General features: G+C 64.7%; 14 protein-coding genes and 1 pseudogene. 10 read left to right on the forward strand and 5 right to left on the reverse strand.

The features are described 5' to 3' along the window. Positions 1-439 precede the first annotated feature (439 nt). Together EXE59_RS25210 and EXE59_RS18930 are read left to right on the forward strand one after the other, a co-directional pair. On the forward strand, positions 440-865 hold the full coding sequence (locus EXE59_RS25210) for a hypothetical protein (protein WP_135840286.1): 426 nt from the start codon (positions 440-442) through the stop codon (positions 863-865). A gap of 27 nt (positions 866-892) precedes the next feature. Next, on the forward strand, positions 893-2,821 hold the full coding sequence (locus EXE59_RS18930; RefSeq protein WP_135840287.1) for an AAA family ATPase: 1,929 nt from the start codon (positions 893-895) through the stop codon (positions 2,819-2,821). A gap of 170 nt (positions 2,822-2,991) precedes the next feature. Here the strand turns inward: EXE59_RS18930 and EXE59_RS18935 are convergent, their stop codons facing one another. Then, positions 2,992-4,629, reverse strand: a complete 1,638-nt coding sequence (locus EXE59_RS18935; protein WP_135840288.1) for a hypothetical protein — start codon at positions 4,627-4,629, stop codon at positions 2,992-2,994. A gap of 293 nt (positions 4,630-4,922) precedes the next feature. On the opposite strand from EXE59_RS18935, the gene EXE59_RS18940 reads away from it, so the two are divergent. The 5 genes from EXE59_RS18940 to EXE59_RS18960 all read left to right on the forward strand — a co-directional run bounded on the left by EXE59_RS18940 (position 4,923) and on the right by EXE59_RS18960 (position 9,600). Beyond that, entirely contained in the window at positions 4,923-5,585 is a 663-nt protein-coding gene (locus EXE59_RS18940) for an HNH endonuclease (protein ID WP_168218605.1), read from the forward strand. A 120-nt stretch (positions 5,586-5,705) separates the two neighbouring features. Next, positions 5,706-5,951, forward strand: coding sequence for a hypothetical protein (locus tag EXE59_RS18945; protein WP_135840290.1), 246 nt, complete (start codon positions 5,706-5,708; stop codon positions 5,949-5,951). Between the two features lie 251 nt (positions 5,952-6,202). Then, positions 6,203-6,409 carry a hypothetical protein gene (locus EXE59_RS18950; RefSeq protein ID WP_135840291.1) on the forward strand — a complete coding sequence of 69 codons (207 nt, stop codon included), beginning with the start codon at positions 6,203-6,205 and terminating at the stop codon, positions 6,407-6,409. A gap of 281 nt (positions 6,410-6,690) precedes the next feature. Next, on the forward strand, positions 6,691-7,944 hold the full coding sequence (locus tag EXE59_RS18955) for an IS256 family transposase (protein WP_135837333.1): 1,254 nt from the start codon (positions 6,691-6,693) through the stop codon (positions 7,942-7,944). A gap of 1,122 nt (positions 7,945-9,066) precedes the next feature. Then, a complete protein-coding gene (locus EXE59_RS18960) occupies positions 9,067-9,600 on the forward strand; it encodes a hypothetical protein (protein ID WP_135840292.1) in 534 nt (177 codons plus the stop codon). 300 nt (positions 9,601-9,900) lie between these two features. On the opposite strand, the gene EXE59_RS18965 is transcribed toward EXE59_RS18960, so the two are convergent. Beyond that, positions 9,901-10,197, reverse strand: a complete 297-nt coding sequence (locus tag EXE59_RS18965; RefSeq protein WP_135840293.1) for a DUF4193 domain-containing protein — start codon at positions 10,195-10,197, stop codon at positions 9,901-9,903. 239 nt (positions 10,198-10,436) lie between these two features. On the opposite strand from EXE59_RS18965, the pseudogene EXE59_RS25180 reads away from it, so the two are divergent. Next, positions 10,437-10,592, forward strand: a pseudogene (locus EXE59_RS25180) (DUF4236 domain-containing protein); the annotation flags it as partial. A gap of 21 nt (positions 10,593-10,613) precedes the next feature. After that, positions 10,614-11,423 carry a tetratricopeptide repeat protein gene (locus EXE59_RS18970; RefSeq protein ID WP_246056908.1) on the forward strand — a complete coding sequence of 270 codons (810 nt, stop codon included), beginning with the start codon at positions 10,614-10,616 and terminating at the stop codon, positions 11,421-11,423. Positions 11,424-11,548: 125 nt separating this feature from the next. Here the strand turns inward: EXE59_RS18970 and EXE59_RS18975 are convergent, their stop codons facing one another. Then, positions 11,549-12,250 carry a thermonuclease family protein gene (locus EXE59_RS18975; RefSeq protein WP_135840295.1) on the reverse strand — a complete coding sequence of 234 codons (702 nt, stop codon included), beginning with the start codon at positions 12,248-12,250 and terminating at the stop codon, positions 11,549-11,551. Positions 12,251-12,369: 119 nt separating this feature from the next. On the opposite strand from EXE59_RS18975, the gene EXE59_RS18980 reads away from it, so the two are divergent. After that, positions 12,370-12,813 carry a helix-turn-helix domain-containing protein gene (locus tag EXE59_RS18980; RefSeq protein ID WP_135840296.1) on the forward strand — a complete coding sequence of 148 codons (444 nt, stop codon included), beginning with the start codon at positions 12,370-12,372 and terminating at the stop codon, positions 12,811-12,813. Here the strand turns inward: EXE59_RS18980 and EXE59_RS18985 are convergent. Continuing rightward, complete coding sequence (locus EXE59_RS18985; protein ID WP_135840297.1) at positions 12,806-13,000, reverse strand: hypothetical protein; 195 nt, start codon at positions 12,998-13,000, stop codon at positions 12,806-12,808. The genes EXE59_RS18980 and EXE59_RS18985 overlap by 8 nt on opposite strands. Positions 13,001-13,464: 464 nt before the next feature. Beyond that, on the reverse strand, positions 13,465-13,812 hold the full coding sequence (locus tag EXE59_RS18990) for a RidA family protein (RefSeq protein WP_246056909.1): 348 nt from the start codon (positions 13,810-13,812) through the stop codon (positions 13,465-13,467). Positions 13,813-13,820 lie beyond the last annotated feature (8 nt).

The following is a 13,820-nucleotide window of genomic DNA, read 5'->3' on the forward strand; positions in this document are numbered from 1 at the left end:
CAACCAGGTCGGGCCAAGAGCCGAACGAGGTGGCGCGGTTGATTGCCGGCAACCCCGTACAGCGCCTGAAGCACCGACCCGCAGGTCAGCACGGTCATGCGGAATCAGCACCACCGGGAGCGGGAGACTCGGAGCCGAGAGGCGCGACGCTTAGCCCAACTCGGGCGTTGCTGGAGGCGCTGCACAGCGCCCAGAATGACGCGCAGCCTTCACGGCCGGTCGGGCTTCGCAGTCTCGATGCCGGACACGCGAGACGTCCAAGTGCGGCCCACTCCTCGACTGCGCACGCCCACGGGCACACATGACACGTCGGCCGAGTGTCTTGTCGGTGGAATCCCGTACCTTCCCGTATCAGTAGACCTACTAGCCGTCCAGGCCGGGACTGCGTATCCACAAACCGACGACGATCTCGCGATCAAACACCGATGGGGGACCTCTCATGACCCGCAACACCTGGCCACGCGACCGATATACAGGCCCTGGCGGGGGCCTCCACACCGGGCCGGGCGGCGGCTTGTACACCGGAACCAGCGGTGGAGCGTCCACCTACACGGGCGGTGGCCTCTCGACGTACACGGGTGGCGGCTTGTCCACCTACACGGGCGGTGGCCTCTCGACGTACACGGGTGGAGGTCTGTCCACCTACACGGGCGGTGGCCTCTCGACGTACACGGGTGGAGGTCTGTCCACCTACACGGGCGGTGGCCTCTCGACGTATGCCGGTGGCGGCCTCTATACCGGCGCCTGCACCACCCCGTACCGCAGCAACATTCCGCCCATCCACATCTTCATCCCGAAGCTACGCGAACTCGGGTACGACTGGGCGGCTGACATCTTGGCCGAGGCCCACGAACTCGAGCTCTGATACCAGGACTAAGGGGACGCGACGAGCATGCGCTGCATCCGCATCGATTTCGAGGGCTACAAGCGACTGGCCGACACCGGCTGCAACGTCGACGGGGACATCCTCGCGTTCGTTGGCCTCAACGAGGCCGGGAAATCGAGCCTTCTCGAGGGGCTGGTATGGCTGACCGCTGACGCCAACAACCCCCTGCCCGTCGGGCGAATGAACCGCAGTCATCCCGTCGGTGATGACGAGCGCATGGTCTGGGCCAAGTACAGACTCGAGCCCGAGGACCAAGCGCAGATTGCCGACCTCGACTTCGAGAAGTTGCCCACACACTTCATCCTCGAACGACGTCAAGACGGTACCCCTGCCTACGGCTTCACCCCGTGGCCCAAGCGCAACCCCAAGCCCTTCAACGTCGCCCGAACCAGACTCGCGGCCACCCGCAAGAGGTTGCACGACGAGTTCACCTCTGATGTGGATCCCGAGGACGAGGAGATCGTCTACGACCATTGGGCCGACCTCGTCGACAGGGCACTCGGTGCGCCAGACGACGAGTGGACCAACACCACCGCCCGGGCGATCGCACACCTCGCAGACTGGCTCGACCAGCCGCCCACCACGGGGCGTAGCACCAAACCCCGCGACGCCAAGGCCGCCGAGCTCTTGCGGACCGCGGCGGAGATCGCGGCCGAGGAGCATCCGCGCGACACTGGACGAACTAGGCTGCGCAAGCGCGTCCCGAAGTTCGTCCTCTTCAAGGAAGCTGACAGGGAACTCTCCACGGTCCATCCGATCAACGACGAAGCAGCACGTAACAGTCTTCAACCCGCTCTCGCGAACCTTCTTCGGGTCGCGAACCTCGACGTCAATCGTCTGTGGGACTACGTCAGCATCGGCGACGGCAGCAACCAGGAAAGTTATGTCGAGGAAGCCAACGAGAACCTCGAAGAGTTCTATAGCCAAGCCTGGAATCAAGCGAAGGTGGCTGTTCGTCTCAAGGTCGATGGACAACGCCTCGAAGTGCGTCTCAAAGAACTGGGGCACAAGGGATCGGTCACCGACATCGAGGAACGCAGCGACGGACTGCGCACCTTCATCGCCTTGTCGGCGTTCCTCGCTGCCCAGCACCTCTCGGTACCGCCGATCCTGCTGATCGACGAAGCCGAGACGCACTTGCATTACGACGCGCAGGCCGATCTCGTGGGCGTGCTTCTCAAGAACATCAACGCCACCCAGGTCTTCTACACGACTCATTCGCCCGGATGCCTACCAAGTGATCTCGGTACCAGCATCCGGCTCCTTTCGAAGAACCGAAGTCAGAACGACGCCAGCACCCTCAAGGCCGACTTCTGGACCAACGAGGAACCTGGATTCGCGCCGCTGCTCTACGCCATGGGTGCCTCCGCTGCGGCGTTCTCCGTCTGTCGTCGTGCCGTGCTGTCCGAGGGCCCCGCCGACATGGTGCTTCTGCCCACCCTCATCCGGATGGCCACGGACAAGAAGGATCTCGATTACCAAATCGCTCCCGGCCTCTCCAACGCCCACGCGTACGGCATGCACATGGAGGAGATCGCAGCCAAGGTCGTGTACCTCACCGACGGCGACGACGGCGGCATCAAGCACCGCAAGGCACTGATTGCCGCGGGCGTCCGCGCCGAACGCGTGTTCAAACTACCGACGGGCCTTGCGACCGAGGATCTGATTCACCGCCAGCAGTACGTCGATGTCGTCAACGCCATGCTGGCGTCCACCAAGAAGGTCACCGTAAACGACCTCGACGACGGTCAACCGATCGCGAAGTCCCTCCAAGATTGGGGCCGGCGCGAAGCCGTCAGGGTTCCCGGCCACGTCGCGGTTGCCTACGCGATCTTGAGAGAAGGGGACGACATCAAGCTCACCGCGAAAGCCAAGCGAGCCCTCGTCAAACTCGACGCCGACATCAACGCCGCCTTCGTCGCGCGACCGCGCTAGCCCCCACCCACGCAAATGGGAGCGTCCGCCGAACACTTAGACCAGAGTCCGGCCAGACCCGGTCCGTCATGGGAATGTCCTAGTGGTCGCGATGAGTAGGACATTCCACCGCGTGAATCTGGACCGCGAGCTGTTGCTTCCCTTGGAGCACTCGCCGTACCGGCACGGTCTCAGTCCTCGTCAAGGAGTTGAAGGCCGAAGACTTGATCGAGGGCGTCCGGCGCTGACTGTTGGTTCCAGCCCGAATCTGTAAGAGCAACGCAGAGTTCGCGATCGAAGACGAAGTCCGGGAATCCCGTTGGCTGCTCGAATGGTGCGTCGACGAAGAGCTCGATGTCGTCTACACGATCGACCCGCACACCCACGATCGCTTCCTCGCCGTCTGCGAGTGCGATGCGGCCCGTGCAGGTGAGGTTGGCGACGATGGACGCCCTCGTCGTGCATAGAAGCACGGGCACTGAGAACCGGCTCGGGGTTGTCGGCTCGCCCGGGAAGCCATCAAGCATGAACCCGACTCGCACAGCCGAGCTCTCAGCGTCTTCCAAGACGGTTGCAAGCCACCACAATGTTCGCATGGTCTCGTCGTCCGCGAGGTCCGGTAGGGCGGCGATCACCGGCGATCCCTCGGGTAACCGAGGTAGTACGGTCGACAACCACTCGGCGAAGCGGTTCTGGCGAGGCATCCCCTCGAACGCCCAAGCGTCCAGGGCCGGTGCGGCCCAGGATGTCCGACCGAGTTTCGCCTCCGAGGAACACGCGCGGAGGAAGTCAAGCAGGTCCATGTGCTTCCTTGGGTCCTCGACGCCCTCGGGATCGACGAAGGTCGTCAGCTCATGGACGTACTGCCCATCGCGAAGTACACGCTTGGAGATGACGAGCGACCAGCCTGCAGGATGGCGCCATCCGTTGTGGGTCGGCGTAGCCGTGCCTACTAGTTTGACGATCGATCGGGTCTCCTCAGATTCGGCGACCCACTCGGCTTCGTACTCAGCGGCGAAACCCTGGACGATCAGATCTTTCGGAAGGCCGTCTAGCTCGGCCAGGAATGTGGGTTCCACCTCCAAGGCTGCCATGCGTTCGGCCAGCCGGTGTGGAGCGCCAAACGCGGCTAAGAAACGCGCGTCTTGGTGCGCGGTGGTCGTTCCTGGCGACTTGAGGACAGAGAACAGATTCTCAGCGCTGACGAGTGTGAACGATCCCTCGCGCGACTGGGCCACATCCACCCGCACGCCCGGTAGCGTCTTTTCGATCCCCGCCATGATCGCGGCAATGCGCGACTGCTGGACAAATCCGGGCGCCAAGGCGGGTGCGAGCAGTTCTTGAATATCTGCTAGATCGCAGAAGTCCGCGGGCGTAAACGAAATCGTCTGCTTCTCGGACTGCAGGAAGGTACCGAGTTCCTTGCGGAAATCCAGGTCAAGGACGCGGACGTGCACCTTGTCGACCTCGCCTTGGTCCAGATGCACTAGCGCAACCATCGTCACGAAGTCGGCTTGGAGAAGATGGTGCGCGTCCGCACGATTCAACTTGATTCGCCCCGACTTTTGGACCGTTGCGCGTACGCACACGCCGACAACGGATCCGACGAGACCGCTCGCCGAGGTCGCGTTTGGCTGGCTGTCGACTTGGCAGATGAAGTCGATCCCGTAATCATTGGCGATCTTGGTCGCTAAGAGTCCATAGTCGGATGCGGCCGCGTCGAACTTCTTCTCGCCCCGGTCCCCAGTTCGATTGTTCGGTGCCCTGAGCTTGCGCTCGTGCTGCTTGCGAACCGCCCTGGTCTTCTTGTTCGGCTTGCTGCCTGACACGGCCGGTCCTACCGCGCGCCCCGGGTGAGCACGGTCGGGGAACAGTCGGCGCTGACGGAGCCGTGGGTCGTACCCGCCGTACCGGAGTTCCTGAACTTCCGCGCATTCCTGTCAACCATGAAGACAAGGTATGCGTCCGCGGGCCTCTCAGCCCTCAGGTGGACGAATACGCCCCGATGTGCCCGACAGCGGCCCGCGTCACTGCGCCGCTAGCGCTGTCGGGTCGCGCAGTCAGGGTGGGTCGGCTGACGTTTTCGGTCCGCAGATGAGCTCGGCCATGCCACGATTTGATGGTGGCAACTGAACTCGAGGACCAGGATGCTGCTCGGGCGTGCGCTTGGTGCGGCGGCAGCATGGAAGGCAAGAAGTCCAGCGCTCTTGCCTGCTCCGTCGCTTGCAACAACGCACGCCTCAACGCCCGCCGGGTGGCGGCGAAGTGGGACGGTGTCGACGCCGAACGACCCTGCGAGAACTGCGGCGTGGCGATGGTCGGCAAGCGCCCACATGCGAAGTACTGCTCACGCAAGTGCAAGACGGCAGCATCCGACGTGCGACGCCGAGAGTCTGGTGCGGCTCGAGAGCGAGACCGAGCCCGCTACGCGAGCGAGGCTGAAACCCGGCGCGCGTACGCCAGGCAGTATCTGCAGGACAATCCAGAGCGCATGCGAGCTATCCGTCTCAAGCGGAAGGCTCGGATCCGCGCCGCAAGCTTCGAGTTCTCCGAACGAGACTGGAGACGTCTTCTCGATCGCTACCGGCGCGCATGCGCCTACTGCGGCGATCACACACGGGACCTGCAGCGTGAGCACGTGATCCCGCTGGTTCGGGGTGGCACTCACGGCGTTGGCAACATCATCCCAGCTTGCCCGCCATGCAATTACGCAAAGAAGGACAAGCTCGTAGTCGAGTGGCGTCGTCCTTCATTCTCGCGTGCCCGCATGGGATGGCTGCCTTGAAGCCGGGTGGCTGAACATCCAGACTGCCGGCTTCACACGTGACCCATTCCGCCGCTTTCGGGCAATGTCACTCGATGCGCATGCGAGCCACCGCCCCGCCGGTCGTGATTAGGGTGCTCCATGAGCACCTGGACATTCGAGATCACAGACACGATCAATCGCAGGTTCCGCGTGGCCAGAGGTGCGCACGAAGAACTGCACGGGCAGTCCGACAATGGAACGACGGCACCGAGGCCCGTAGCCGGCAGTGCCGCTGAGGCCAGCGACGGTCGCCTTCGCGTCATGATCACCTTCGATGATGGGAACACGGCCGAATACGGTCGGAGTTCCACGGCGGGCCAGCTCGCCTTCGTGCGATGGGTATGAGCGTGTTCGTGTAAAGGCGCATTGGGCGTTTCAAGAGCATGGTCTGGCTTCGGCAGAATTCTCGACCCACCGGGGCCTGGCGGGGGAGGTAACCCGCGTCGACCCGAGTCATGCCGTTAGCTCTGCTCGCCGATCGTCGCGTCTTCCTGGGCCGTGTCCGAGCCTGTGCGCTTGCGTAGAGCGTGGACTGGTTGCCGGTCGTTTAGGGCGAACGTTGTCTACGCGTCGAGAGTGCGTGGCAGCATGCCGCCATGGGCAGCATCCATGTGAAGCTGAAGGACGGCCAGACGTTCGACTACCGTGACTATCACGACGGCCAGAGGCGTTACGAGGTCGTCGAGCGGACCTATAGCTATGACGTCATCTCAGTGCAGGCAAGTAACCACGGGGTGCCGGACTCGCGAATGACGAGGCAACAGTTTCCCATCAGCGGCGTTGACGATATCCGACGCCTGTGAGCAGACGAGACAGGAGCCAGCGGGGATGAAACGCTGGTTGCGGCGTTGGCGGCGATCGGAGCAAGTCGTGACGCGTGCTATGACGTCCGCCGAGCGGGTAGTAGAAGCCAACAAGCGATTGTCTGGCAAGCACGTGAAACTGGACCTGACATCTCCAGAGAGTTGAGTCCATGGGCGTGGTGTACGACGGGCCCGACGTGAGCGTGGCGTCCTGACATAGCGACGGCCACCGCGTGATCCTTCAGAAGACCTGCGAAAGCGCGACTGAAGGAGTCACCACGATGACCGTCGACCCCAACTCTATTGACCTGCCCACGTTCATGACCGAGCACCTGGCGCGTGCCGAGCCCGACCTACTCCGGACCATGTTGTCCACGTTCGTGCAGGCGTTGATGTCGGCCGAGGCCGACGCGATCTGCGGCGCCGGCTACGGCGAACGCAGCCCGGAGCGGACCAACTCCCGCAACGGCTACCGGACCCGGGACTTCGACACCCGCACCGGCACGATGGAGGTTGCGATTCCCAAGCTGCGCGAGGGCTCGTACTTCCCCGACTGGCTCCTCGAGCGCCGCCGTCGGGCCGAGCGGGCCCTGACCACAGTGGTGGCAACCTGCTACCTCCTCGGGGTGTCGACGCGGCGGATGGAGAAGCTCGTCGAGACCCTCGGCATCACCAGGTTGTCGAAGTCGCAAGTCAGCGTGATGGCCAAGGAGCTCGACGCGCACGTGGAGGACTTCCGCACCCGGCCACTCGACGCCGGGCCGTACACGTTCCTGGCCGCGGACGCGTTGACGATGAAGGTCCGCGAGGGCGGGCGGGTCGTGAACACCCACGTCCTGGTCGCGACCGGCGTCAACGCCGATGGGCACCGCGAGATCCTCGGCGTGGACATCTGCTCGGCCGAGTCCGAGGCCGGCTGGCTGACCCTGTTCCGCGGCCTGAACGCCCGCGGCCTGAGCGGCGTCAAGCTCGTCACGTCCGATGCCCACAGTGGCCTGGTGGCCGCGATGACGGCGACCCTGGACGGTGCCGCCTGGCAGCGATGCCGCACCCACTACGCGGCGAACCTGATGTCCGCGACACCAAAGTCGTCGTGGGGCTGGGTCAAGGCGATGCTGCACTCGATCTACGACCAGCCCGACACCAAGGCCGTGCACGCCCAGTTCGACCGCGTCATCGACACCCTGGACGAGAAGCTCCCCGCCGTGGCCGAGCACCTCGAGGAAGCCCGCGCCGACATCCTGGCCTTCACCGCGTTCCCGAAAGAGATCTGGCGCCAGATCTGGTCCAACAATCCCAACGAGCGCCTCAACCGCGAGATCCGCCGACGCACCGACGTCGTCGGGATCTTCCCCGACCGCAACTCCGCCATCCGACTCATCGGAGCCGTCCTGGCCGAGCAGCACGACGACTGGGCCGAGGGCCGCCGCTACCTCGGACTCGACGTCCTGGCACGCTCCCGCATCGCACTCATCAACACCAACGAGACCACCGACCAGAAGGAGGACCTGACACCCGCCGCACTCACTGCCTAGAGTGCAGCCACCGGATCACGCGGTGGCCCCTTCATCCACCACGACCGTGGACTCGACCCTCCAGAGGACCGGGTTCCATCGCTCGGTCGACACGCGGCCGACGGCGGTGCAGCGTTGGTCGAGGGAGCACAGCGGCCGAGGGTTGGGGGGTGGATTGCGGCTAATGCCACTGCCGGGCGGACCTACTCCTACGACTGGTGTCGCTTCCGACGCAACTCTCACTGCTACTTCTCTGGTGTCATCGACGAAGCCACCTCTCAAGAGACTGGACACAAGGTGTACGTCCCGATGGACCGTGGCAATTGCTGGCGGTCACCGTGGACATCGCAGCAGCTCTGCGGTTCCGCTCAGCCTGGCCCAAACGCGGAGAGCGAACCGCGCTATACGGACGCCACCGTTCCGTGGGAGGCCATGGGACAGCGCGACTACCCAACGGAGATCAGCAGTCGGTACGCGCCGCCGCTCACGTCCGCGGTCGCGACCATTGGGCCCGGTGAATCACCTGCCGTGCTGTCTGAAGGGATGCCCGTCTCCCGCGATGCGGCTGGCACGCGCTGGCCCGGGACCGCCGTCCCAGAACCCTTGAACCTCGAACCGGCGATAGATCTACCCCGCGCTTTCGCAGACCTCGTACAGCTTCGGACCGCCGGCTATCTGGCGTGGAACGAGTTCATGTACCTGCGGGCGCGGTTGGGAAATCCAAAGGGTCCAGTGCCACTGGGTTCATCTGACGCAGGCACGTCAGCTGGCGCACGCCTGACCAGGTTGTGCAACCTCGGCGTCCTCACCACGGACGAACTGCAGTACCTGTCCGCTCGCAGGTGACTTGCCGTGACGCAAAGCCTTGCGGGCGCTTCCCCGCCCACCGGGCTGTGCGAAAAGCGCCTCGCGACAATTTCTCGACTCGCGCAGTCATCTGAATCGACCCAATTATCAGCGCGACCTACATACGGAACTTGTACGGTTCCGCAAACGTGCGTACTTCCGCCGCTCGCTGGTCCCAACCCAAGGTTCGACCTGGGTGACATCCGCTGCCGCTGTGCGATGACGACTGCGGAACTTTCCATGGTCACCCGGTGATTTCGGCCCCCAAAGGCAGGTCCCCGAGGCAGGATTCCAGGCATGAAGCTCGGTTTCCGCCTCCACGACGAGCACGACCACCCCGACCTTGCCGGCAAGAGCGGTCGCGACTTCCGGTTGTGGTTGAACGCCCACATGATGACTGCGCATCGGGAACGTCCGACACTCAAGGGGACCGAAGAGAAGACACGGCGACGACACGCGGCGTTGCACGCGGAAATGGCGATGAGAGCGGAGCAATGGGCCACTCTCATCGGCACTGAGCTTCCTCGGCCCGGCACGGACGAAGCAAGAGCACTTGAAAGGTCGCTAGCCCCTGCGAAGACCCGGCCTCCAGCGACGAAGTTGAAGAAGCGCAGGAAGAAGAAGCTCGATGGAGGGCGTACCACGGGCACCGCATTGACGCCGAAGCCCAAGGCTCCGCGCCCGCACAACGCCAAGTGCCGCATGTGCGGCCAATCATTTCACCGTCCGGCGACCGAGAAGAAGTCGACTTGCGACATCTGTGCCCCTCCATCTTCAAATTCGGTGCGCACCGTCAGCGGGGGCCTGCCCGGTCTCGGTAGCCGGCGCTGACGGCCGGGCTACAGGGCATGGCCGCAAGCTGGCGCTGTCCAGCCTGAGAGCCTCTGCGGAGAGCGACTGGGGTGGCGCGAGCTGCGTCACTTCGCCGCCTGTCGGGGACGTTCGGACCCGCCCCGGGTTAGTGCGCCGACGGCCTATCCGGCCTCGATCCCATCGACCACGCGCACGTTCGACCACCTGACCGACGCTTGGCGAGGGACGTCCGTTCACGACGTGCCAACCGCTCTGCTGAGGACGGGACAGCCACCGCGTCGCGGGTACCGACCGCAGGCCCGACCGATGCGCGCGCGATTAGGCGCAGTCGCGACAAACGGGCGGGGTGTCTGCTGTCCGCGCGCTGCGGTGGTGCACGAGGAAGCACACCGAACATGTGAACTCGTCGTCCTGCTTCGGCACCACCTCGATGCTGAGCTCCTCATTCGACAGGTCCGCTCCGGGCAGTTCGAAGGACTCTGCGGCCTCGGTTTCGTCCTCGTCGATCTTGCTGGAGCTCGCGTCCTTGTCGGTCGCAGCGAGGCGAAGAGCCTCGAGGCTCTCCTCCTTCTGCTCCTCTTCGCTCTTGCGAGAGGCGTCGTAGTCAGTTGCCATGGCGGGAAGTACGTCCTATTCGTCGGGCGAGGGCAGTCTGCCGTACCAAGTCCGTCCTTTGAACACGCATTCAGATGAGCATTCGGCTCCCGAGGCCCCTCACCTCAGTGGACCGACGGCGATCAAGTAGCTCCGGCGCTTGTCGGGGAACGTCCGAATCTGTCACCCCTCTGTGTCAAGACCCAGCAGGAGCGGAGTTCTAGGTAGACAGGGAAACATTGACATGTGACGTTCTGTGCATGGGATTTACTGCGCGCAAGAGCTTCAAGGTCATGCCTGGCGTCCGCATGACGGTGTCAAAGGCTGGCGTCAGTACCTCCGTCGGAACGCGAGGGGCCCGCGTAACGCGCACGGCGTCCGGTCGGGTCACCCGGACGGTTGGGTTGCCGGGGTCCGGGATCTCTCACACCAAGACGATGTCCTCCGGCGCGTCGAATCGACCCGTCGCGCCGCCGCAACCGTCGAAGCCCGTCAAGCCGGGACTGATGGCGCCTAAGTGGGAGAAGGAACTGCACAAAGTCATCACTGAGCAGAAGTTTGATGAACTCCCACGCATCGCAGGGGCCTACCCAGAGGCAGCCGAGCTGGCCGCGACGCTGGATGGCCTCATGGCCATGCAGGCAGGAGAGGATGCTCGTGCACTTGAAGCGTGCCGCTGGGCATGGGCCACAGGGGGCGACATCGGAGAGCACCCCTTCGTCCGCAAGTACATCGGACGGACGTCGGTGAGAATCGTCGTCGCCTCCGGGGTCGAGGCGACAGTCCCCCTCGGTCGCGATGCTCTCGGGCTCGCTCTTGCCGAACTAGAGCAGGCCGCGGGCAACCTCGATGAGGCGATCGCCGTGGTCGAGGCGCTGGACCCCTCAGCAATCGCCGCGGTTTCGCTCTGTGAGCTCTATCTAGAGGCAGGTCGCTACGACGATGTCGTTGATCTGACCAACGGCATGGGCAACACCGATGACCCGACCGCTCTTCTCGTCGCCTTTAGAGGCGCAGCGCTCCGCGAACAGGGCCACTTCGTCGCGGCTCGCGAAGCGTTCAAGGAAGCGCTCAAGTCGAAGACGCGCGACTCCGCCATTCGACACAAGGCCCTCATCGAAAGGGCAGAGACCTACGTTGCGGAGAACAAGGTCGCCATGGCGAAGAAGGATCTCGAGCGCGTGTTGGCGGAGGACGCGTCGGCGCCCGGCGTGCGGGAACGGCTGGCAGAGCTGTCGTCGTCATAACAACGTCGCAACGACGTCGTGGGAGTCGAAACCGTCGGACGTGTGGGCATGCCTAGCCGCCTGCCGGTCCCGCGCACAGGAGAGCCCCCGACCTGGGCAGCAGGTCGGGGGCCTCCCACGGCGAGTCACCAGCAGCTGTTCCACAGCCCCCGGTCGTTGTTGCGTGCCTGCGTGATAGCTCGCACGTACTGGCCGTCGCGAGCCACGGGCTTACCGCCGAAGACATAGCGCTTGGTGTAGCCGTTGAAGGCCTGCCGGTAGGAGAGGTCCTTGTAGCCGCCGCGCTTCGCGACGTAACGGAGCAGGCGGCCATAGCGGTCCTTGGCGGCCTGACTGCGGTCAGAGACCATGTCGACGGTCGACCTGACGGGTGCGAGCTTGCGAAGGTTGTCGGTGGCGTCATTAGCGCCGCAGCGACCGCGCTCAGGGGTGTTAATGCCGAGCATGCGGACGCTGACCAGTGCGCCGCTCTTGAGGCGGACCTTGAGCGTGTCGCCGTCGATGACCTTCACGACGTTGCCGGTCTCGCGGTAGAGCGCGGGCCCGGGGTTGGGGGTGTTGTTGCCGCCGGTGTTGCCGGGGTTGGGCTGAGGGTTGCCGCGGCCGATGCAGGGGCAGGGATTGGACTCGCAAGCGATGCCGTTGCCGTCGGCGTCGAGTCGGTGGGGGTCGCCGGGGCCGGCGTTGTTGAAGAAGGTCTGAGCGGCGGCCTGGGTGGCGAAGTCGCCGCAGTCGCGGTCATAGAAGGCCTGGGCGGGCTGGGTGAAGGTGGCGAGGCCGACGAGGGCCACGAGCAGGGCGAGGGCCCTGGCTATGTGCTTGATCATGAGTTCCCCCGGTGGTGGTGATGCTGACGGGGCCACGGTGTCATGACGCTCCTGACGCCGCAGGCGTTCGAGGAGATCCCCTCCAACGGGGTGAAGGTGGTTCCGGTTAGCCTGCCGCTGTGTCCGAGTCGGGGTGGATCACGCAGCGCGAGGCCGCGCGCCTGCTCGGCGTGCACCCGAGCCTGATCCCGAAGATGCTGCGCCGAGGCGACCTCACCTCGCGCGGCCTGCAGCCGTCGCTGTCGCGTGCGGACGTGCTTGAGCTCGCGGCCGCTCGCACAGCAGCCGGCGCAGAGCGTGAGGACCGGCGTACGGCGCCACCGCGGAGTACGCAGCCTCCTGACGGGCAGCACGAGTGGTTGCGAGCACCAGCGGCCGCGGCGGTCCTGGGATGCACGACGATCGCGCTGCAGGGTCGTTGCGCGCGTGGTCAGGTGCCCTACACGGTGCACGACGGGCGACGGTGGTTCCGGCTGGACCTGCTCGAACTGCAGGTGCGCGCGCGGGTCGCGGAGGAGCGCCGCCGCGTCGGCTCCAGTGCGTTGAGTCCTTCGTCTACATGAAGATCATGGCGAGGTTGATGCCGATGTCGTCCCAGCTGCTTTGATATTCGTCGCCCATCACAGCAGGCATGGTGTCGATGACGCTGCCGCAAGCGATCCAGGCCCCGTTGAACGCGTCTTGGGCTTCATCGACCGCCATCTCGCTCCCCATCACTTCGATCCCGGTCCCCATGTCGGGGTTGGGCACGTCAGCGAACCTGGTCACTTCGCCGCGACCGAACATGGGGAACGACAGCGGCTTGGTGTTGCTGAGCTGCCCGAGCAGCCGTCGTCGCTTAGTCAGCCCTTGTCGCGGCACTGCTTGCAACGAGGAAAGCCGCCGGTGCCGTGGAGCTTGTCATGCGCTGGGATCTGCTGCCCAGTGGGGCAGTCATTGTGATCGTGGTGAACGTCTGGGTCGGACTGATTGCTCGAGTGGTAGGCCGAAACCTTCATGGTGGCTCCTGGAGGGTTTGCAGGGACGTCGCCGGCATGACGACAATCTGGAGGCTAGAGGCGACCACCGACATCTCCCCGTTGTCCACCCCCTGAGCGGCAGCGATCCATGCGGCGTACATCCGCGGCATTCCGCCGCTTGCGGGCTACTCGTCACCCGGCATTCCCAAGGCAAAGGCAGGGACGCTGAGAGGTCGATCTCCCGTGACGACGGGCCTACGTTTTCCCGACCGCGGCGACCGCATCGATCTCGATGCGCTTGTCGCCGCGGAAGCCCGCGACCTGGACCGTGGTCCGCGGCGGCAGCGGAACGCCGGCCAAGCGCGTGCAGTACGCGGCGTCGTACGCGCCGAACTCCTCGAGGTCTGCGAGGAACACCGTCACCTTGAGCAGCAGGGCGAGCGACGAGCCGGCGTCGGTGAGTACGGACTCGAGGTTGTCGAGGGCGACTTGGACCTGGTCTTCGATGGAGTCCGGAACTGATCCGTCCGCCCGCCGCGGGACCTGCCCGCACGCCCAGACGACTCCGTCGTGGGAGGCCGACGCCATGTAGGAGCGAGGCACGCCGTCGG

The organism is Nocardioides eburneiflavus, assembly GCF_004785795.1.
GTDB classification, from domain to species: domain Bacteria; phylum Actinomycetota; class Actinomycetes; order Propionibacteriales; family Nocardioidaceae; genus Nocardioides; species Nocardioides eburneiflavus.

Bases quoted from the DNA above. Each gene is read 5' to 3' on its own strand.
- EXE59_RS18975 (WP_135840295.1), bottom strand. From the start codon at position 12,250: ATGATCAAGCACATAGCCAGGGCCCTCGCCCTGCTCGTGGCCCTCGTC.
- EXE59_RS18930 (WP_135840287.1), top strand. From the start codon at position 893: ATGCGCTGCATCCGCATCGATTTCGAGGGCTACAAGCGACTGGCCGAC.
- EXE59_RS25210 (WP_135840286.1), top strand. From the start codon at position 440: ATGACCCGCAACACCTGGCCACGCGACCGATATACAGGCCCTGGCGGG.
- EXE59_RS18945 (WP_135840290.1), top strand. From the start codon at position 5,706: ATGAGCACCTGGACATTCGAGATCACAGACACGATCAATCGCAGGTTC.
- EXE59_RS18965 (WP_135840293.1), bottom strand. From the start codon at position 10,197: ATGGCAACTGACTACGACGCCTCTCGCAAGAGCGAAGAGGAGCAGAAG.
- EXE59_RS18955 (WP_135837333.1), top strand. From the start codon at position 6,691: ATGACCGTCGACCCCAACTCTATTGACCTGCCCACGTTCATGACCGAG.
- EXE59_RS18960 (WP_135840292.1), top strand. From the start codon at position 9,067: ATGAAGCTCGGTTTCCGCCTCCACGACGAGCACGACCACCCCGACCTT.
- EXE59_RS18950 (WP_135840291.1), top strand. From the start codon at position 6,203: ATGGGCAGCATCCATGTGAAGCTGAAGGACGGCCAGACGTTCGACTAC.
- EXE59_RS18970 (WP_246056908.1), top strand. From the start codon at position 10,614: ATGTCCTCCGGCGCGTCGAATCGACCCGTCGCGCCGCCGCAACCGTCG.